We start from the raw sequence: 19667 nt of genomic DNA, 5'->3' as shown, positions 1-19667 counted from the left end.
GGACTGGTTTTTTGTGATTCGAAAAGGTTTGTATGCAGCATATAATGAACGAGATTACGAATGTTATGAAACGGAAAACGGGTGTGTAAAGCTGATTAGCTATGATAAAGGCGACGTAGCAAATGGATTCATTCCATACAATGACACGACTTTCACAAAAGAAGTTCCTCGTGATGCTGTTGAAGAAGTGTTTTTTGTAGCTCCGTATGCTACTTATCAAAATGAAAAGTTTGGTGTGTCAGATGCTTCTGATCGTCGAGTGCTTTTGACCACATCTGAAAAAGAAAAAGCTGATAAATATCATTTTCAACGAACGGATAAATATCTATACGAAAAACATGTGTTAAGAGAAGAAGTGAAGTTAATGGAGAAAAAAACTCCTTATTCATGAGACGTCATAATAAAAAGAGGATGCACTCGCATCCTCTTTTTTATTTAATCAATTTTCTTGAAGTGTTTCTGTTCGTATTATCATTTGTACGAAGGAAGGTAATGCCAAGACCGATTAATCCTCCTACAATAGCAGGAACTACCCAGCCGAGACCCACTCCATACATAGGTAGAATCGATGTAAACAGATCGTTTACTGCTGCAATTTTGAATCCAGCAGCATTTAAGCCATCAAATAAACTAACAATAAACGTGAACAGAAGGCTTACTTGGTAAACTTCAGAACGTCCTTTAAATAAAGGATGTAAAAATGTTAAAGCAATTAACACAATAGCTAACGGATAAATAGCTGTTAAGACCGGAACTGAAATAGCGATTAATTCCGTTAAACCAAAGTTTGCTACAACGGCGCTGAATGCTGATAAAATGACAGCAATCAACTTATAAGAAACCCTTGGAAACAGCTTATGGAAGAAAGATGAACAAGATGTTACAAGGCCTACACTTGTTGTTAAACAAGCAACGGTAATCATCAGACCTAAAAGAATTCCTCCGTAAGAGCCAAAGTAGTAATTTGATACTTCAGCCAAAACCGTACCTCCGTTATCAAGACGTCCAAGCTCTGATACGCTTGAAGCACCCATATAGGACAATGCACTATAAATAAGAGCTAAAATAACGGCAGCGATAGCCGTAGCTTTTGCACAAATTGTGATGATTTGTCGGTTAGTTTTTGCTCCTTTTTCTTTAATTGCATTAATAATAATAATTCCAAAAACAAATGATGCTAGTGTATCCATTGTTAAGTAGCCTTCTTGGAAGCCTTTAAAAAATGAGTGTGTTGTATAAGCTTCGCTTGGTGCTTCAAATTTTCCAATTGGGTTCACAACGGCTACAACTACCAATATTCCAATAAACGTTAATTTAATAGGTGTTAAAACTTTTCCTACTAAATCGACAATTTTCGCAGGGTTTAGCGAAAAAAAGCAGGTAATAGTAAAGAAAATTACCGTGAAAATGATAAGAGGAAGGTGCCCTGAATTTTCTGATAAAAAAGGCTTAACGCCAATTTCGAACGAAACGCTTCCCGTTCTTGGCATCGCAAAAAGCGGTCCGATTGCCAAGTATAAAATCGTAGTAAAGATAATACCGAAAGCTGGGTGTACGCGACTAGCTAAAGACTGCAGATCCTCTTTTCCGGAAAAACCAAATGCGAGAACGCCTAGAAGAGGCAGACCTACACCCGTTACTAAAAATCCAGCATTTGCTGACCAAATATTGCTTCCAGCAGACTGACCTAACATTGCAGGGAAGATTAAATTACCTGCGCCGAAGAATAGGGCAAAAAGCATAAAGCCAATAACCACTATAAATGAAAAAGGAACTTTGTTTGACACGTTAAAACCTCCAAAATTATAAATGCTTTTTATTATCGTGTTGAATAATTAAAATTTTCAGAATTTTATATTCGAATAATAAAAATAAACATGTATCGTATTATACTAACCTAAAATGCATATTTCAATATAAAATTTTATTTTTTTAATTTATTCGCTGAAATAGCAAAAATAGAAAAATACTTAGCAAAAAAATCTCAATATACAACAATTATTTGATATGATAAAACAGAACCGTGGCTTTTAAAAATTTGCATGTGCGGCCTTACATCCTTTTAGTAAAGAACTGTTTACATAAGGTGCTGTAAGGATGTATATTTATACACGGTTCGCGGAACCGCATATGCTCGATGGATGAAAGTCAACTGTGCGAAAGGAGCAAGAAAGTGAAAAGGTTAGGTCTAGCAACTCAGATTCTAATTGGACTGATTTTAGGTGTAGCTGTAGGTGCTATTTTTTATGGAAGCGATACAGCCATTTCTATTTTACAGCCGGTTGGAGACATATTTATTCATTTAATTAAGATGATTGTCGTACCGATCGTGATTTCAGCATTAATCGTAGCGGTCGCAGGAGTAGGCGATATCAAAAAATTAGGTAAGCTTGGCGGAAAAACAATTCTTTATTTTGAAATTGTTACAACCATTGCTATTGTAGTGGGGATTATTGCCGCGAACTTATTCCACCCTGGTGCAGGGGTTGACATGGGACATATTGAAAAAAGCGATATTTCTCAATATGAGGCAACGGCAAAAACGTCTGAAAGTACAGGGATTGCTCAAGAGCTTCTTCATATTGTTCCGACAAACGTCTTTCAATCGGTAGCAGAAGGTGATCTTTTACCAATCATTTTATTTTCCGTACTGTTTGGTGTAGGCGTAGCTTCGATTGGAGAGAGAGGAAAACCTGTTTTAGCCTTTTTTGAAGGCGTCTTGGATGCAATGTTTTGGGTAACTAATTTGGTGATGAAATTTGCTCCAGTAGGTGTATTTGCACTTATTGGTGTTAATATTATAAAGTTTGGTGTCGGATCACTTATTCCATTGGGAAAATTAGTGTTCGCCGTTTACTTCACCATGATTTTCTTTGTGCTTGTGGTTCTTGGAATTATCGCTAAAATGGCTGGAACAAGCATGTTTACGCTGATAAAAGTGTTAAAAGACGAGCTGCTTCTTGCTTTTACAACGGCAAGTTCAGAAGCCGTTTTACCATCTCTTATCAAAAAGATGGAAGACTTCGGTTGTTCTAAATCGGTTACATCGTTTGTTATTCCAACAGGCTATACGTTTAACTTAGATGGGTCGACCATTTATCAGGCGCTGGCATCGCTGTTTATTGCTCAAATGTACGGCATTGACCTTTCCATTATGGATCAAATTCAGCTCCTTCTCGTTCTGATGTTAACATCCAAAGGAATGGCTGGTGTGCCGGGAGCATCGTTTGTGGTTGTACTTGCTACACTTGAATCTATGGGCTTCCCTCTTGAAGGCATGGCATTTATTGCAGGAATTGACCGCATTCTGGATATGATGCGTACCACAGTTAACGTAGTAGGAAATGCTTTAGCTGCAATTGTGATGTCGAAGTCTGAAGGCGAATTTGATAAGCAAAAATCATTAAATTATACAAATGAATTAAAGAAATCAAACATAGCTTAAAACAAAAAAGCCGGGCAGCTGCCCGGCTTTTTTGTTTGGAGCTGCCCGTTATCTTTTTTGAAACATATGGTAAAATAAAAGAAATGAGAGACAAAGGAAGTGTCATAATGACGGAAGCTGTTCAGTTAATTAAAAAGCTTGTTTCGATTCCCAGTCCTTCTGGAAATACAGAAAAGGTGATTTCATTTGTCGAAGACTATGTAAAAGAGCTAAATATTCAAACGTATCGCAATCGAAAAGGAGGCTTAGTCGCTACTATTCCCGGTAAAGATACAGATCACCACCGCATGCTGACGGCTCATGTCGATACCTTAGGTGCTATGGTAAAAGAAATCAAACCGAGTGGACGTCTGAAAATCGACTTGATTGGAGGATTTCGCTACAATTCTATTGAAGGAGAATATTGTGAAATTGAAACTTCATCAGGAGAAGTATTTACAGGAACCATCCTTATGCATCAAACATCTGTTCATGTGTATAAAGATGCAGGGAAAGCTGAGCGAAATCAAGAAAATATAGAAATTCGACTGGATGAAAAAGTACATAGCGCAGAAGATGTTCGCAGCCTTGGAATTGAAGTCGGCGACTTTGTTTCGTTTGATCCTCGTGTAGAAATAACAAAAAGCGGTTTTATTAAATCTCGTCATCTTGATGATAAAGCAAGCGTAGCTTTATTGCTTCAGCTCATGAAAACAATTCAAGAAGAACAGATCGAACTGCCATACACTACGCACTTTCTCATTTCAAATAATGAAGAAATTGGATACGGAGGAAATTCGAACATTACGCCTCAAACAGTAGAATACTTAGCGGTTGATATGGGTGCTATGGGAGATGGACAATCTACTGATGAATACACCGTGTCTATTTGTGTAAAAGATTCAAGCGGTCCATATCATTACGGTTTGAGAAAGCATTTGGTGGAGCTAGCTAAGCAGCATGATATTCAGTACAAATTAGATATTTATCCGTTTTACGGATCAGATGCTTCTGCTGCTATTCGTGCCGGACACGATATCGCACACGGCTTAATTGGTCCAGGAATTGATTCTTCTCATGCGTTTGAGAGAACGCATCAAGATTCATTAAACCATACGTATAAGCTTCTTTATCACTATGTGCAGTCGAACATGGTTCTGCTTTAAGAAAGGAATATTTAATTAGTGTATTTTTATGCAAAATAAAGAGCACGACGGGATTGTGATGTCTGTACTTTCCTTTCCTAAAAAAGAAGCCGGCTGTCCGGCTTCTTTTTTTAATAAATACTATATATTTTTTTGCTGGTGAAGCAACAGTTGGTTAAAAAAGCACCTTTTTTAAAGAGGTATAATACTGCTTAAACCTTTTGTACATTGTGTTCATTTACAGAAGTTAAAATGTTTTTAAATTTTTAAAAGTTTCTTGTGACAAGTTTTGTAGAATGGGTTTTCAAAAGGAAATGGTTTCGGCATAATGTGGATATAGCGATCACTACAATAATCGGAGGCGAATCTTTTCATGTGGGTACTGACGGTATATGCTGGAAAAGAAATGAAAATGTTTGAATTTGAAACTGAAAAGCAGGCGAGAGAAGCTTTTGCCAAAACAAATGGCTGTAAAGTTCTTTCAGAAGTGGTTTATTATAATGATCCTCATTTAACATTAGTAGCTATATAATGAAAAAACAAGAGCTGACTTTATGCTCTTGTTTTTTTATAGATGCTTGTATCTTCCGAAAAGAATAGAGTTGAAATAAAAAAAAATGTACGCTATGATATGGTAGTTACTTCTATTATTCTGATAGTTTAAAAGGTTCATATATATCAAACAGCAACAGTAAAGATGCCAAGAAGGCTTAATAGGGAAACTGGTGAAATGCCAGTACTGTCCCCGCAACTGTAAGTGTGGACGAACGAGTATAACCACTGTGAAAAAATCACGGGAAGGTTCTCAAGTAGAATGATACACAAGTCAGGAGACCTGTCTTTATTGTGAAGTTTCTATTTCTCCGGGGAGCGGGAAGGAAGACGTTGGCTTAAAGTGGCATTCGTGTACACTCTTATTCTGACGTTTTACCCGCTCGCATATTAGCGAAGCGGGTTTTTCTGGTAGCGTAAAACTACATATCGTGCAAAAAAGGTGCGCAATGTTCATATTGCGTTAAATGGGAAGTCTGGTGTGAAGCCAGCGCGGTACCCGCCACTGTGAAGAGGAGCTGATTGCATATGCCACTGTATTCGGGAAGGCGCAATCAAGTGATGAATCGAAGTCAGGAAACCTGCCTTTTTTTAATGCGAAGCTTACCCTACGGGATATAGGTGGAAGTGCAAAAACTTAGTTTAAATTTTCTGCGCCTCTATCATTGATAGAGGCGCTTTTTTTAGTAAAGGAGCGATGAGTGTGACGACGTGGAACTTAAATGGAACAAAACATCACGTATTGATTTGTAATGGAAGCAGCTGTATGAGAAAAGGTGGAGAAGAAGCCACGCAAGCTATTCGAAATAAAGTGACGGAACTGGATTTGGATGAAACGGTTCATACAACGCGTACGCGCTGTAACGGACGATGCAAAGATGCTCCTGTAGCTATCGTCTATCCTTCAGGAGATTGGTACAAGCAGGTCACTGAAACCGTGGCTCACCGGATTGTCGAAGAGCATTTAGCAGGAGGCTGCAGTATAAAGGAATCGCTTATCTATGAATATGATCAAAATGGTTTCGTTTCTCCGGAAAACAGTGACTCCATAGAAGGAATTGACAAAGTAAAAAGTAACGCATAAAGGAGGAGCTAGCATGAAAGGTAAACTGTTAGTTATTGGATTTGGGCCGGGAAGCTTTGAACATATTACACAGCGAGCAAGAGAAGCCATTCAAGAAAGTGATATGATCATCGGTTACAAAACCTATGTGGAATTAATTCAAGGACTGTTAACGAATCAGCAAATTATTAGTACGGGAATGACCGAAGAAGTAAGCCGTGCACAGGAAGCTGTAAAGCAAGCTGAAGCAGGAAAAACCGTAGCTGTCATTTCAAGCGGAGATGCAGGAGTATACGGAATGGCAGGCCTTGTGTATGAAGTGTTGATTGAAAAAGGCTGGAAAAAAGAAACGGGCGTAGAGCTGGAAGTAATTCCTGGGATTTCGGCTATCAATTCATGCGCATCTCTTCTTGGAGCGCCCGTGATGCACGATGCTTGTACGATTAGTTTAAGTGACCACCTTACGCCTTGGGAGCTAATCGAAAAAAGAATTGAAGCAGCTGCACAAGCAGATTTTGTAGTGGCTTTTTACAACCCAAAAAGCGGAAGACGAACAAGACAAATTGTTGAAGCGCAAAGAATTCTATTAAAGTACCGTTCCCCTGATACGCCTGTTGGTCTTGTGAAAAGCGCTTATCGTGACCGTGAAGAAGTCGTAATGACCAACTTAAAAGACATGTTAAACCATGAAATAGGCATGCTGACTACCGTTGTTGTTGGAAATTCATCTACGTTCTTTTACGATGATTTAATGATTACACCGCGAGGATATCAGCGGAAATATACCCTCAACCAAACGGAGCAGCCGCTAAGACCGCATCAGCGACTTCGAAAAGAAGCAGAACCATGGGCTCTCGATCAAGAAAAGACTGTAAAGCAAACCGCTTCAGCTATTGAAGCAGTTCAGAACACAAGAGAAGAAAAAGCAACTTCACGAGCTCTTGCAGAAGAAGCGCTTCAAGCAATTTTAGGTGAAACCACTTCTGCGGTCGTACACCAGCCAATACAGTCTATTTTCGAAGTGGCGGTTAGTCCAGGACTTGCAAATAAGAAATTCACGCCTGTTCAAATGACCACACTAGCAGAAGTTGTTGGTGAAAAAGGTACGATGGAGTATACACCTGACCATCAAATCAAACTGCAAATTCCAACGGCTCAGCCAGATGTGATTATTAAAAAGCTCCAAGCAGCTTCCTTTTTACTATCTCCGGTCGGAGACGTGTTCACAATTAAAGCGTGTGATTTTTGTGACGGAGAAAAAAGCGATGCTATTCCACATACGGAAGAATTACAAAAACGCCTCGGGGGAATGGACATGCCAAAAGAGCTGAAGCTTGGTATTAATGGATGCGGTATGGCCTGTTATGGTGCTGTTCAAGAAGATATCGGCATTGTCTATAGAAAAGGCGCGTTTGATTTATTTCTAGGAGCTAAAACGGTTGGACGCAATGCGCATTCAGGTCAAATTGTGGCGGAAGGTATAGCACCCGATGACATTGTTGAAATAGTGGAGAACATTATCCATGAATATAAAGAAAAAGGTCATCCTAATGAGCGATTTCATAAATTCTTTAAGCGTGTGAAGAACGTTTATGGATTCGACTATCAAGATATAACCCCAAAAATAAAAGTAGAACCAGCTCCGTGTGGAGATTAAAAAATGGGAGGGCATTATATGAAATCAGTTTTATTTGTCGGTCATGGAAGCAGAGATCCTGAAGGGAACGATCAAATTCGCGAATTTATTTCGACTATGAAGCATGATTGGGACGCATCTATTTTAGTAGAAACGTGTTTTCTAGAGTTTGAACGCCCAAATGTAAGTCAAGGTATTGATACATGTGTGGCAAAAGGAGCAAAAGATGTAGTTGTAATTCCAATTATGCTCTTGCCTGCTGGCCACTCTAAAATACATATTCCGGCGGCTATAGATGAAGCTAAGGAAAAATATCCACACGTAAACTTCGTATACGGACGTCCCATTGGCGTTCATGAAGAAGCCCTTGAAATTTTAAAAACGAGGTTACAAGAATCAGGAGAGAATTTAGAAACTCCAGCTGAAGACACGGCTGTTATCGTCTTAGGGCGAGGAGGAAGTGATCCTGATGCAAACAGTGATTTATATAAAATTACGCGCCTTCTTTGGGAAAAAACAAATTATAAAATGGTCGAAACTTCTTTTATGGGCGTGACCGCTCCACTGATTGATGAAGGCGTGGAGCGATGTTTGAAATTGGGTGCTAAAAAAGTGGTTATTCTCCCGTATTTCTTATTTACAGGAGTACTAATTAAGCGTTTGGAAGAAATGGTGAAGCAGTATAAAATCCAGCATGAAAACATTGAGTTTAAGCTAGCCGGCTATTTCGGTTTTCACCCAAAACTGCAGACAATTTTAAAAGAACGTGCTGAAGAAGGATTAGAAGGTGAAGTGAAAATGAACTGCGATACGTGTCAATATCGTCTCGGCATTATGGAGCATATTGATCACCACCATCATCACGATCATGACCATGATCACGGACACCATCACCATGATCACCATCATGACCACGACCACCGTGAAAATAAGGTCGGCGAGCTAAAATGATTTTATTGTTAGCCGGAACTAGCGATGCACGTGCATTAGCCGTGCAAGTGAAAAAAGCAGGTCATGAGGTTACGGCAACGGTTGTAACCGAAAACGCAGCTATCGAATTACAGCGTGCAGAAGTGAAAGTGAAAATTGGACGTCTCACAAAAGAAGATATGATGGATTTTGTAAACGAACATCGTGTAAAAGCTATTGTGGATGCAAGTCATCCCTTTGCAGAAGAAGCATCTAAAAATGCTATCGGCGCGGCTGCTGAAACAGCGATTCCTTACATACGCTATGAGCGGGCTTCGCAGGCTTTTACCTATGATAATATGACGATGGTTTCTACGTATGAAGAAGCAGCAGAAGTAGCAGCTGAGAAAAAAGGAGTTATTATGCTGACAACAGGCAGCAAAACGCTGCAGGTTTTTACAGAAAAGCTGCTTCCTTTTTCAGATGTACGGCTTGTTGCTCGTATGCTTCCAAGGCTGGATAATATGGAAAAGTGCCAGCAATTGGGATTTCCGCAAAAAAATATTATTGCTATTCAAGGGCCGTTTACAAAAGAGTTTGATCGAGCGCTGTATAAGCAATACGGAGTGACGGTCATGGTCACAAAAGAAAGCGGAAAAGTTGGATCTGTGGATGAAAAAGTGGAAGCAGCTAAAGAGTTAGGCTTAGATATTATTATGATTGGGCGACCGAAAATTGAGTATGGGACCGTGTATTCCACGTTTGAAGAAGTCGTTCATGCTTTAGTAAACCAAACTAGGAGTTGATTGAGATGGATTTTCGTACAGAATTTAAACCGTTAACTGTTCAGCCTCAGCAAATTGAAGGAAAAAGTTTTGAAATGATTACAGAAGAGCTTGGGCCTCATCCGTTTACAGACGAACAGTACCCAATTGTTCAGCGCGTAATTCATGCGTCTGCAGACTTTGAGCTTGGACGCAGCATGCTGTTTCATCCGGATGCGATTCAAGCAGGAATTAAAGCCATTCGCAGCGGCAAGCAAGTGGTTGCAGATGTACAAATGGTACAAGTAGGAACAAACAAGCAGCGAATTGAAAAACACGGCGGTGAAATCAAAGTTTATATTTCAGATCCGGACGTAATGGAAGAAGCAAAGCGCTTAAATACAACGCGTGCAATTATTTCTATGCGAAAAGCCATCAAAGAAGCAGACGGTGGAATTTTTGCAATTGGGAACGCACCTACAGCTTTACTTGAGTTAATTCGTTTGATTAAAGAAGGAGAAGCGAAGCCTGGGCTTGTTATTGGTCTGCCGGTAGGATTTGTTTCAGCAGCTGAATCTAAAGAAGAACTTGCAAAACTTGACGTGCCGTTTATTACAAACATCGGGCGAAAAGGCGGCAGTACGGTAACGGTTGCTGCATTAAATGCAATTTCAATTCTTGCAGATCAGGTGTAACGCATGAAGGAAGTACCAAAAGAACCTAAGAAACTCAGAGAAGGCTATACGACGGGCGCTTGTGCAACGGCAGCTACGAGAGCAGCTCTGCTTACGCTAATTTCAGGAGAAGTGCAAGATGAGTCAACGATTTACCTACCTGTCGGCCGCTTTGCTACGTTTCATCTTGAAGAATGCGAGTATCGCACAAGCAGCGCTGTAGCTAGCATCATTAAAGATGCTGGAGATGATCCCGATGCCACGCACGGAGCGCTGATTATTTCTGAAGTTTCGTGGTGTAATGGTGCAGACATTATCATTGATGGAGGAGTGGGAGTAGGGCGTGTGACAAAGCCCGGCCTCCCGGTTCCTGTCGGTGAAGCAGCCATTAACCCTGTTCCAAGAAAGATGCTGAAAGAAACGGCTGAACAGCTTCTAGCTGAATACAATATACAAAAAGGCGTTAAGATTGTCATCTCGGTTCCTGAAGGAGAAGAAATGGCGAAAAAGACATTAAATGCGCGTCTAGGTATTTTAGGAGGCATTTCGATACTGGGGACGCGGGGGATTGTCGTTCCGTTCTCAACAGCTGCTTATAAAGCAAGTATCGTGCAGGCAATCAGCGTTGCTAAAGCGAGTAATTGTGAGCACGTTGTCATTACGACAGGGGGCCGAAGCGAAAAGTATGGAATGAAACAGTTCCCTGAACTTCCGGAAGAAGCATTTATCGAAATGGGAGATTTTGTTGGATTTACTTTAAAACAATGTAAAAAGCAAGGAATGAAAAAAGTATCGCTTGTAGGCATGATGGGAAAGTTTTCAAAAGTCGCGCAAGGCGTTATGATGGTTCATTCAAAAAGTGCACCCATTGATTTTAATTTTTTAGCAAAAGCAGCTTCTGAGTCAGGCGCTTCTGCTGAACTGGTAGAGGAAATAAAAGGTGCAAACACAGCTTCTCAAGTGGGGGATTTAATGACACAAAGCGGTCATCATCAGTTTTTTGAAAAACTGTGCGAGTACTGCTGTTTATCAGCATTAAAGGAAGTAGGGGACGGAATCGATGTCGATACGTCTCTTTACACATTAAAAGGAGATTTTTTAGGACAGGCGGTGCAACATGGCAATTAAAATTATTGGAATTGGTGACGATGGGAAGTTAAGTTTACTTCCTATGTATGAACAGTGGGTGTATGAAAGTGATGTGCTAATTGGAGGAAAGCGTCACCTGGATTTTTTTCAAGATTTCGAAGGAGAAAAAGTAGCGATTGAAGGGGGTCTTTCTTCTCTTGTTGAACGTTTAAAAAACGAAGAAGGAAATGCGGTTGTGTTAGCCTCAGGCGACCCGTTATTTTACGGAATTGGGAGCTATCTTTCTACGAAGCTAGACGTTGAAATATATCCTTATTTAAGTTCTATTCAGCTTGCATTCTCACGTTTAAAAGAGCGATGGCAAGACGCTTATTTTACAAGCGTGCACGGGAGAAGTATAAAGGGACTCGCTCAGCGCATAGACGGTCATAAAAAAGTAGCGATTTTAACAGATGAGCAAAATTCTCCTAGTGCTCTGGCAAACTACTTATTGTCATTTGGCATGACGGAATACAAGATGTTTGTAGCAGAGAATTTAGGAGGAGAAACGGAGCGCTGTCAGCTGCTTTCGTTGGAAGAAGCGGCTAATCAAATCTTTTCTCCGCTTAATGTCGTGATATTAAAGCAGGTAGAAAAAAAGCCCAGTTTGGCCTCTTGGAATAGAGGACGATGAATTTATTCAACGCAAGCCGGACAAGGGACTTATTACTAAAAAAGAAGTTCGTACACTTAGTATTAGCGCCCTGCAGCTAAAGAGAGATAGCGTCGTATGGGATATCGGAACATGTACGGGTTCAGTCGCAATTGAAGCGGCTAAAATTGCGCGTGAAGGACAAATTTTTGCCGTGGAAAAAAATGAAGCAGACTTAGAAAACTGCAGAGAAAATCTAGCGAAATTTCGAGTAGACGCCCACACTGTGCAGGGAAAAGCACCGGAAGGGTTAAGTGAGTTTGCTGATCCTGATGCGGTGTTTATTGGAGGTACAGCAGGAGGCATGGAAACCATTTTGGATGTTTGCTGCAGTCGATTAAATTCAGGAGGGCGCATCGTATTAAATGCCGTAACGATTGAAAATTTAGCAGAAGCGATGAAAGCTTTTAAAGAACGAGGGTTTGAGACTGCTGTTACGCTTGCACAAATTTCGAGAAGCAAGCCCATTTTACATTTAACGCGATTTGACGCTTTAAACCCCATTTATATTATTACAGCCAAAAGAGGAGAATGAATATGATTGGAACATTGTACGGACTTGGAGTTGGACCGGGAGATCCAGAACTTATTACAGTAAAAGCATTTCGTAAATTAAAAGAATCACCCGTTATTGCGTATCCTAAAAAGCAAAAAGGAAGCAAAAGCTATGCCCAAAAAATTATTGATGTCTATTTCAGTGCAAATGAAAAAGACATGCTTGGCCTTGTGTTTCCAATGACAAAAGATCCTGCTATTTTGGAAAGAAAATGGACCGAAACGGTAGAACGAGTATGGGAAAAGCTCGAGGAAGGAAAAGATGTAGCATTTGTCACAGAGGGCGACCCTATGCTTTACAGTACGTTTATTCACATGATGCGCCTGATGCAAGAACGTCACCCTGAAGCTCCGATTCAAGTAATTCCCGGTATTTCATCTATTAATGGAGCTGCATCTCGTCTAGGTATTCCGTTAGCAGATGGTGATGAACACGTAGCAATTGTTCCTGCTCGTGAAGATTATGAAACAATGAAAAAAGTATTAATGGAAAACGACTGCGTCATTTTTATTAAAGTGGCCAAAGTCATCGATTTTATGGTCGGTCTTTTAAAAGAGCTTGATCTGCTTGAAAAAGCGTCAGTGGTGACAAAAGTAACGTCAGATGAAGAAATTATCTGGAAAGCTTCAGAACTAGAAGGAGCCGATTTACAATACTTAACGCTAATGGTGGTGCGAAAATGAAGTTATACATAATCGGAGCTGGACCCGGAGATCCAGATTTAATTACAGTAAAAGGCTTAAAATTACTTCAGCAAGCAGATGTTGTTTTGTACGCCGACTCACTGGTAAGTCAAGAGCTAGTTGCTAAGTCTAAACCAGGAGCTGAAGTGTTAAAAACAGCGGGTATGCATTTAGAAGAAATGGTCGGTACTATGCTTGAGCGCATGCGTGAAGGAAAAATGGTTGTAAGAGTACATACCGGAGATCCAGCTATGTACGGAGCCATTATGGAACAAATGGTACTTTTAAAAAGAGAAGGCGTTGATATTGAAATCGTTCCGGGCGTCAGCTCCGTATTCGCTGCTGCTGCAGCGGCTGAAGCAGAATTAACCATTCCAGATTTGACTCAAACAGTTATTTTAACTCGTGCTGAAGGAAGAACGCCTGTACCTGAGTTTGAAAAATTAACTGATTTAGCAAAACATAAATGTACTATTGCTTTATTTTTAAGCGCGACGCTCACAAAAAAAGTAATGAAAGAATTTATAAGCGCGGGTTGGAGTGAAGACACGCCGGTTGTAGTAGTCTATAAAGCAACGTGGCCAGATGAAAAAATTGTTCGCACGACGGTAAAGGACCTGGATGATGCTATGCGAACAAACGGCATTCGCAAGCAGGCGATGATTTTGGCAGGCTGGGCACTTGACCCCCACATTCATGACAAAGATTATCGCTCAAAACTTTATGATAAAACATTTACCCATGGCTTTCGAAGAGGAGTGAAGTCGGAATGATTCAACTCCAAGAAGGAAAAGAAGTTCTCATTACACAGCGCGGGGATTATGCTGTCGTGGCCATCACGAAGCACGGCGTAGAAATTGCAAGAAATCTAGGCCGCACTTTTCAGCAGTCTGATGTGTATTACATGAGCAAGTTTGAAAAAGGAGACGAACAAGAGCATAACATTCAGCTGTTTTCAGGAAGCGTTCGGATGCTTTTGCCTTCTCTTTTTGAATCGTATAAAGGACTTATTATTATTATCTCACTGGGAGCAGTTGTACGTATGATTGCACCTATTTTAAAAGATAAGAAAACGGATCCTGCGGTTGTTGTCATTGATGATAAAGGCGAAAATGTCATCAGCGTGCTTTCAGGTCATATCGGAGGAGCAAATGAGCTTACGCGTGAAGTTGCGGCAGCTCTTGAAGCTCATCCTGTTATTACAACAGCATCCGATGTGCAAAAAACAATTCCGGTTGATTTATTTGGTAAGCGCTTTGGATGGGTGTGGGAATCAGCAGAAAAACTAACGCCTGTCAGCGCTTCTGTGGTGAACGAAGAAGAAATAGCAGTGGTTCAAGAATCAGGTGAAAAGAACTGGTGGCATTATGAGCACCCTGTTCCAGCTAACATTAAAACATATTCATCGATTCAGACAGCTCTTGAGGCATCGCCACATGCAGCTTTGGTCGTAACGCATCGTAATTTAAAAAAAGAGGAAGAAGCAATCTTAGAAAACGGTGTTCTTTACCGGCCAAAAGTATTAGCGATTGGGATGGGATGCAATCGAGGGACAAGTACAGCTGAAATTGAAACCGTTATTGAAAAAACGCTTGCTGAACTTCAGTTCTCAATGAAAAGTGTAAAAGCATTATGTACAATAGAGTTAAAGAAAGATGAAGAAGGGCTGTTAGAAGTGGCGTCTAAGTACGGCTGGGAGTTTGTCTATTATTCGCCCCAAGAGCTAAACAGCATAAGTATCCAACAGCCTTCAGATACTGTCTTTAAATATACAGGTGCATATGGCGTTAGTGAACCTGCTGCTATGTTATACAGCGGTGCTGATAAGCTTGAACTTGTGAAGAAAAAGTCAGGGAATGTAACCATTTCAGTGGCACTTATTCCATATGACTAAAGGAGAGAACAACATGTCAAACAGAAGACTCGTCATTGCCGGTACCGGAAGTGGCGTAGGGAAAACAACACTTACAATCGGGCTGATGGCAGCGTTAAGACAAGCCGGTTACAGAGTTCAAGGGTTTAAATGCGGACCCGATTATATTGATCCAACGTATCATACGGCTGTTACAGAACGAACGTCTCGAAATATAGACAGCTGGATGCTTGAACACGATATGGTTAGGGAAATTGTCGCTCGTGCTAGTGAAGATGCTGATATTTCCATCATGGAAGGAGTTATGGGATTTTTCGATGGGAAAAATCCGTTAACGAACGAAGGAACAACAGCAGAAATCAGCTTAATCACCAATAGCCCTGTTCTTTTAGTTGTCAATTGTGCTAGTATGGCTAGAAGTGCAGCGGCGATTGTAAAAGGGTTTCAGCAATTTTTACCCGAAGCAAACATCGTCGGTGTGATCGCTAACCGAGTTGGAAGTGAAGGGCATTATAAACTTGTTAAGGCAGCGATTGAGCAGGAATGTCACATCCCTGTAGTAGGCTACTTGAAAAGAAACGATGATCTTACGATTCCTGAACGTCACCTCGGGCTCATTCCATCGATTGAACGAGGAGAATTAACACCGTTTTTTGAACAGTTAGGAAAGCTTGTTCATGATACAATTGATATCGAAAAAGTATATGAACTGGCTTTAGCTCCTAAAATAGAAATTAATGATCCTATCTTTACAAAGCCGTCCGTACCTCAAGTGAAAATTGCTGTGGCGAGAGATGCCGCTTTTAACTTTTATTATGAAGAAAATTTCGAATTGTTAAAAGCTTGCGGAGCAGAGCTTGTAGAATTTTCGCCTTTAAAAGGAGAAACGGTTCCACAAGATGCTGACGGTCTTTATATAGGAGGCGGATTTCCAGAAGAATTTGCTGAAACGCTGGCTCAGCAAATCGACGTTAAAAACTCTGTTCGAGCAGCCATCCAAAAAGGAATTCCTACACTTGCTGAGTGCGGAGGCTTTATGTTTTTAACAGATGGTATTGTCACAACAGATGATACATGCCATGAAATGGTGGGGCTTATTCCCGGACAAGTAAGAATGCAGACAAAATTAGCTGCTTTAGGATACCGAGAAGTGACGGGAAAGCCGGCGAATTTTTTATTTAAAGGCGATATACAAGCTAAAGGCCATGAATTTCATTATTCAACCTTTCATTCAGAGAAAGAGTTTTCGCCTGCCTATGATACAAAAGGGATGCGAGGAATGAAAGAAGAAGGCTATATGAACAATAATTTAATTGCCGGCTATACGCACTTTCATTTCGGCTCTTCTACGAAGATGGTAGAAAACTGGGTGGAACAGTGTAAAGCGGTAAAAAAAGAAAGAAGAGATGCCGTGTGACAGTTGGAAAAGTATATTTAGTAGGAGCCGGACCAGGAGATCCGAAGCTAATAACCGTATATGGAATGGAGTGTATTCAAGAAGCGGATGTCATTTTATATGACCGCTTAGCTAATGAACAGTTGTTAAACTATGCTAAAAAAGACGCGGAGCTTATTTTTTGCGGAAAATTACCGGGCAAGCACGGAGTCATCCAAGATCGTATTCACGAACTGCTTGTTGAAAAAGCACTTCAAGGAAAAGTAGTGACGCGCTTAAAAGGAGGCGATCCTTTTGTGTTTGGCCGCGGAGCAGAGGAAGCTGAAGTGCTTGCTACTCAAGGAATTCCTTACGAAGTAGTGCCTGGTATCACGTCAGGAATTGCAGCTCCAGCTTATGCAGGAATTCCTGTTACCCATAGAGATCATGCCACTTCTTTTGCGATTGTAACGGGTCATGGAAGAGAAGAAAAAGGAAAAGATTATTTAAACTGGTCAGCGCTTGCTCAAGGAATAGATACAATTGCGTTTTATATGGGCGTTGGAAATTTACCTCATATATGCAAGCAATTGATGGACCATGGACGAGATAAACATACGCCAGTAGCGCTTGTTCAATGGGGAACGACGAAGTATCAGCGCACCGTAACGGGAACGCTTGACACAATCGAAGAAATAGCAAAAAAAGCAGAAATTGCTCATCCTGCCATCGTGCTTGTAGGTGAAGTTGTGACAATTAGAGAAAAAATAAAATGGTTCGAAGAAAGAGCGGAAAATATTCTGCTTTAACGTTAAAAGGAGGAGACAATATGACGATTATTTCACAGCTAAAAGAACGAAGAGCGGTACGAGATCATGAACCGCGTGAAGTCGAACAAGAGAAAATCGAACAGCTGCTTGAAGCAGCGACGTGGGCTCCAAATGACCGAATGAGAGAGCCTTGGAGCTTTTATGTGATTCAAGGAGAAGCAAAAAAGAAGTATGAAGAACTGGCTGAAGCTTATTTAAAGGAGCGCTTTCCTACAAAGCCTCATTTAGTAGAAAGTTCGTTAAAAGCAGTGAAAAATACGCCTGTACATATCGTTGTAACAGCTGATACAGTTGAAGGAGACGACGAAGCCACGGAAGACAACAAATATGCGGTTTCATGTGCGATTCATTCCATGTGGCTAGCAGCTAAAGAACTAGGTCTTGGATTCGTGTGGAGAACAAGAGGCGTTGGTCTTGTTCGAGACGAGAGGCTGTATGAGTTTATCGGCAAGCCTTCAGGTAAAGTCGTAGTAGGAAACGTATTTCTAGGCTATCCAAATGAAGAGTCTCTTACAAAAATGAAAGAGCCTGCTAGAACATCGTTTACAGAAAAAACAACATGGCTGTAAACTGAAATTCGAAGAAAAAGAGGTTTTTAGATTGAAAGACAAACGGGGTCTTACGTTAATTTATACCGGAGACGGAAAAGGGAAAACAACCGCTGCTTTAGGTCTTGCTTTGCGCGCTACGGGACGCGGACAAAAAGTATTAATGATTCAATTTATTAAATCTCCTCAGCGTACATATGGCGAAAAGCTGATGTTTGACAGAATAGGAATTGAAATGGTTCAAACAGGAGTCGGCTTTACGTGGACAAAAACACCGCCTGAACATCGTGAAGCTTTGCAAAAAGCTTGGGCGCTAACGAAGGAAAAAGTCTTCTCGAACGAATATGATGTAGTTATTTTAGATGAGTTAAATAATGCACTAGCTATCGAGAAATTTCCTATTGATGATGTGCTACCGCTACACGAAGTAATTGACCTTATTCAAAAGCGCCCTGAGCATATGCATTTGGTCATTACCGGGCGTTCTGCCAAAAAAGAAGTGATGGATGCAGCAGATCTTGTGACGGAAATGAAGCCTCATAAACATTATTATGATGAAGGAATTCCTGCCGTAAAAGGAATTGAATTTTAAAAAGCCCTCAGTGAAGAGGGCTTTTTTTATTGAGCAGGGGCATCTACTTTTTCAGCTTGCCAGTAAAATTGGCTAATGACATCAGACAATGCTTTTGTTGTGTTGGTTAGTTCATCAAAGTTATTATCAACTCCGCCCACTTCAATTAAAATCGCATTTTTAGAAACATCCTGATTATATACACCGTTACCGCTGGATTTGTTTTTGCCAATAACTCCGCGGCTTAACCCAGGATATTTCTTTTCAAGACCTTCATGAAGCGCTTTTGCCATTTTTAAGTTTTGTTCAAAGTTTTGATTCGCTTTCCCTAAAACAAACACAACTTTTGCATACGATTTATTGTTAATCTTAATGGTTGTATTATCTTTTCGAAGTGAATCTCGATGCAAATCGATAAAGTAAGTTAAATCTCTATTCTCAGTCATCGCCGTTTCAATTACTGTGCGAGACATGGCGTAGGCTTGATTAGTATTCCATCCTTTTTCTTTTAACTTCTGTCCAATATTGGTTTGATCTACTTCTGCTCCAATTCCCTGAGCCTCTAAATCTTTTCCTAGCATATTTGCGACTATATTAATATTTGTTTTGCTATCTACTGCTTTATTAGCATCTGGATCACCTTCAAGTCCTAACAGAGGCAAGTAAGATTCCCAGCTGTGCGTATGATAAATATAAAATACCTTTTTTCCGCCAGTTGTATTATTATTTGGAGCATTCGTACCATTGTTTTCTTTAGGTTGCTGAACTTTTGTAGTAGAATTTCTTTCTTTTAGCGTTTCATCTAACGGCGGTGCAGATTCTCTAGGGAAGTTTGTGAAATTGGTGCCTTCACCGGCGATGATAATATTGGAGTCGTAAATACTGAATCCAGGAAGTTCTGAACCAAACAAGCTTCTCGCGTCTTCTGCTCGAATACTTGTTGATAACTCTAGCAGTGTAGAAGAAAGACCTGGAGGCGAGTAGTTTTTATCAAAAGCCGTTGAAAAGTGGTGGTTTTCTTGGCTCATCAAATAATAAAGGCTCTCCGCTTTATGCTTCGATAACGTTTGATAGACAATAGAAGAATTGAACTGTTCTTTAAATGCTGAGTAACTCACTAGAACAATGATAGATGATGTCATTAAAACAATGGATAAAATAACAAAAACCATCTTATATGTTAACACTACAAAATTGGCGCGATTACTAGATTTCAATGGCGAAATCTCCTCTCTATGTCAGCATCAGGCTAATAGGTATGAAGGACTTTGCTAATCTAGTAAT

The 19667-nt window shown here is 40.4% G+C and carries 19 protein-coding genes, 1 pseudogene and 2 riboswitches; of the genes and pseudogenes, 18 read left to right on the top strand and 2 right to left on the bottom strand.

Going from position 1 to position 19667, the window contains the following annotated elements; all coding sequences use genetic code 11:
- Positions 1 to 13 precede the first annotated feature (13 nt).
- Positions 14 to 391, top strand: coding sequence for a hypothetical protein (locus tag Q5794_RS13920; RefSeq protein ID WP_214988280.1), 378 nt, complete (start codon positions 14 to 16; stop codon positions 389 to 391).
- Between the two features lie 40 nt (positions 392 to 431).
- Here Q5794_RS13920 and brnQ read toward each other — a convergent pair whose 3' ends face one another.
- Positions 432 to 1787: a branched-chain amino acid transport system II carrier protein gene (gene brnQ, locus Q5794_RS13915; protein WP_063247864.1), complete on the bottom strand. Its 1356-nt coding sequence runs from the start codon at positions 1785 to 1787 to the stop codon at positions 432 to 434.
- Positions 1788 to 2173: 386 nt separating this feature from the next.
- On the opposite strand from brnQ, the gene Q5794_RS13910 reads away from it, so the two are divergent.
- From Q5794_RS13910 to cobO, 17 genes and pseudogenes are all read left to right on the top strand, one after another.
- On the top strand, positions 2174 to 3445 hold the full coding sequence (locus Q5794_RS13910) for a cation:dicarboxylate symporter family transporter (RefSeq protein ID WP_014459829.1): 1272 nt from the start codon (positions 2174 to 2176) through the stop codon (positions 3443 to 3445).
- Between the two features lie 107 nt (positions 3446 to 3552).
- Positions 3553 to 4590, top strand: a complete 1038-nt coding sequence (locus Q5794_RS13905; protein WP_374988059.1) for a M42 family metallopeptidase — start codon at positions 3553 to 3555, stop codon at positions 4588 to 4590.
- Positions 4591 to 4942: 352 nt separating this feature from the next.
- Entirely contained in the window at positions 4943 to 5101 is a 159-nt protein-coding gene (locus Q5794_RS13900) for a hypothetical protein (protein ID WP_013057318.1), read from the top strand.
- 146 nt (positions 5102 to 5247) lie between these two features.
- A riboswitch (cobalamin riboswitch) is annotated at positions 5248 to 5427 on the top strand.
- 117 nt (positions 5428 to 5544) lie between these two features.
- Positions 5545 to 5725, top strand: a riboswitch (cobalamin riboswitch).
- A 99-nt stretch (positions 5726 to 5824) separates the two neighbouring features.
- Complete coding sequence (locus Q5794_RS13895) at positions 5825 to 6205, top strand: ferredoxin (protein ID WP_016764370.1); 381 nt, start codon at positions 5825 to 5827, stop codon at positions 6203 to 6205.
- A 13-nt stretch (positions 6206 to 6218) separates the two neighbouring features.
- Entirely contained in the window at positions 6219 to 7841 is a 1623-nt protein-coding gene (cobJ, locus tag Q5794_RS13890) for a precorrin-3B C(17)-methyltransferase (RefSeq protein ID WP_374988058.1), read from the top strand.
- A gap of 18 nt (positions 7842 to 7859) precedes the next feature.
- Positions 7860 to 8771: a sirohydrochlorin chelatase gene (locus Q5794_RS13885; protein ID WP_374988057.1), complete on the top strand. Its 912-nt coding sequence runs from the start codon at positions 7860 to 7862 to the stop codon at positions 8769 to 8771.
- Complete coding sequence (cobK, locus tag Q5794_RS13880) at positions 8768 to 9535, top strand: precorrin-6A reductase (RefSeq protein ID WP_374988056.1); 768 nt, start codon at positions 8768 to 8770, stop codon at positions 9533 to 9535. Before Q5794_RS13885 ends, cobK begins: the two co-directional genes overlap by 4 nt.
- Positions 9536 to 9540: 5 nt before the next feature.
- The gene (locus Q5794_RS13875) at positions 9541 to 10188 is read left to right on the top strand and encodes a precorrin-8X methylmutase (RefSeq protein WP_013083415.1); all 648 of its coding nucleotides are present in this window, start codon (positions 9541 to 9543) and stop codon (positions 10186 to 10188) included.
- A 3-nt stretch (positions 10189 to 10191) separates the two neighbouring features.
- Positions 10192 to 11295 carry a cobalt-precorrin-5B (C(1))-methyltransferase gene (locus Q5794_RS13870; RefSeq protein WP_028413119.1) on the top strand — a complete coding sequence of 368 codons (1104 nt, stop codon included), beginning with the start codon at positions 10192 to 10194 and terminating at the stop codon, positions 11293 to 11295.
- Positions 11285 to 12482: pseudogene (cbiE, locus tag Q5794_RS13865) on the top strand (precorrin-6y C5,15-methyltransferase (decarboxylating) subunit CbiE). The gene Q5794_RS13870 and the pseudogene cbiE overlap by 11 nt, the downstream one beginning before the upstream one ends.
- 2 nt (positions 12483 to 12484) lie before the next feature.
- Positions 12485 to 13186 carry a precorrin-2 C(20)-methyltransferase gene (cobI, locus tag Q5794_RS13860; protein WP_029322123.1) on the top strand — a complete coding sequence of 234 codons (702 nt, stop codon included), beginning with the start codon at positions 12485 to 12487 and terminating at the stop codon, positions 13184 to 13186.
- Entirely contained in the window at positions 13183 to 13959 is a 777-nt protein-coding gene (cobM, locus tag Q5794_RS13855; RefSeq protein WP_025751698.1) for a precorrin-4 C(11)-methyltransferase, read from the top strand. Before cobI ends, cobM begins: the two co-directional genes overlap by 4 nt.
- Complete coding sequence (locus Q5794_RS13850) at positions 13956 to 15080, top strand: cobalt-precorrin 5A hydrolase (protein WP_374988055.1); 1125 nt, start codon at positions 13956 to 13958, stop codon at positions 15078 to 15080. Before cobM ends, Q5794_RS13850 begins: the two co-directional genes overlap by 4 nt.
- 13 nt (positions 15081 to 15093) lie before the next feature.
- Positions 15094 to 16476, top strand: coding sequence for a cobyrinate a,c-diamide synthase (locus tag Q5794_RS13845; protein ID WP_214988262.1), 1383 nt, complete (start codon positions 15094 to 15096; stop codon positions 16474 to 16476).
- Positions 16473 to 17243: a uroporphyrinogen-III C-methyltransferase gene (gene cobA, locus Q5794_RS13840; protein ID WP_328245003.1), complete on the top strand. Its 771-nt coding sequence runs from the start codon at positions 16473 to 16475 to the stop codon at positions 17241 to 17243. The genes Q5794_RS13845 and cobA overlap by 4 nt, the downstream gene beginning before the upstream one ends.
- A gap of 20 nt (positions 17244 to 17263) precedes the next feature.
- Positions 17264 to 17833 carry a nitroreductase gene (locus Q5794_RS13835; protein WP_214988260.1) on the top strand — a complete coding sequence of 190 codons (570 nt, stop codon included), beginning with the start codon at positions 17264 to 17266 and terminating at the stop codon, positions 17831 to 17833.
- 31 nt (positions 17834 to 17864) lie between these two features.
- Positions 17865 to 18404 carry a cob(I)yrinic acid a,c-diamide adenosyltransferase gene (gene cobO, locus Q5794_RS13830; protein ID WP_057236207.1) on the top strand — a complete coding sequence of 180 codons (540 nt, stop codon included), beginning with the start codon at positions 17865 to 17867 and terminating at the stop codon, positions 18402 to 18404.
- 26 nt (positions 18405 to 18430) lie between these two features.
- Here cobO and spoIIP read toward each other — a convergent pair whose 3' ends face one another.
- A complete protein-coding gene (gene spoIIP, locus Q5794_RS13825; protein ID WP_374988054.1) occupies positions 18431 to 19600 on the bottom strand; it encodes a stage II sporulation protein P in 1170 nt (389 codons plus the stop codon).
- Positions 19601 to 19667: the final 67 nt, after the last annotated feature.

Source organism: Priestia megaterium (assembly GCF_041941685.1).
In the GTDB taxonomy this organism is placed as follows: domain Bacteria; phylum Bacillota; class Bacilli; order Bacillales; family Bacillaceae_H; genus Priestia; species Priestia megaterium_C.
This window is presented reverse-complemented; position numbering and strand designations above follow the sequence as displayed.

Bases quoted from the DNA above. Each gene is read 5' to 3' on its own strand.
- Q5794_RS13905 (WP_374988059.1), top strand. From the start codon at position 3,553: ATGACGGAAGCTGTTCAGTTAATTAAAAAGCTTGTTTCGATTCCCAGT.
- cobK (WP_374988056.1), top strand. From the start codon at position 8,768: ATGATTTTATTGTTAGCCGGAACTAGCGATGCACGTGCATTAGCCGTG.
- Q5794_RS13870 (WP_028413119.1), top strand. From the start codon at position 10,192: ATGAAGGAAGTACCAAAAGAACCTAAGAAACTCAGAGAAGGCTATACG.
- cobM (WP_025751698.1), top strand. From the start codon at position 13,183: ATGAAGTTATACATAATCGGAGCTGGACCCGGAGATCCAGATTTAATT.
- Q5794_RS13850 (WP_374988055.1), top strand. From the start codon at position 13,956: ATGATTCAACTCCAAGAAGGAAAAGAAGTTCTCATTACACAGCGCGGG.
- Q5794_RS13835 (WP_214988260.1), top strand. From the start codon at position 17,264: ATGACGATTATTTCACAGCTAAAAGAACGAAGAGCGGTACGAGATCAT.
- Q5794_RS13885 (WP_374988057.1), top strand. From the start codon at position 7,860: ATGAAATCAGTTTTATTTGTCGGTCATGGAAGCAGAGATCCTGAAGGG.
- Q5794_RS13900 (WP_013057318.1), top strand. From the start codon at position 4,943: ATGTGGGTACTGACGGTATATGCTGGAAAAGAAATGAAAATGTTTGAA.
- Q5794_RS13845 (WP_214988262.1), top strand. From the start codon at position 15,094: ATGTCAAACAGAAGACTCGTCATTGCCGGTACCGGAAGTGGCGTAGGG.
- cobI (WP_029322123.1), top strand. From the start codon at position 12,485: ATGATTGGAACATTGTACGGACTTGGAGTTGGACCGGGAGATCCAGAA.
- Q5794_RS13875 (WP_013083415.1), top strand. From the start codon at position 9,541: ATGGATTTTCGTACAGAATTTAAACCGTTAACTGTTCAGCCTCAGCAA.
- cobJ (WP_374988058.1), top strand. From the start codon at position 6,219: ATGAAAGGTAAACTGTTAGTTATTGGATTTGGGCCGGGAAGCTTTGAA.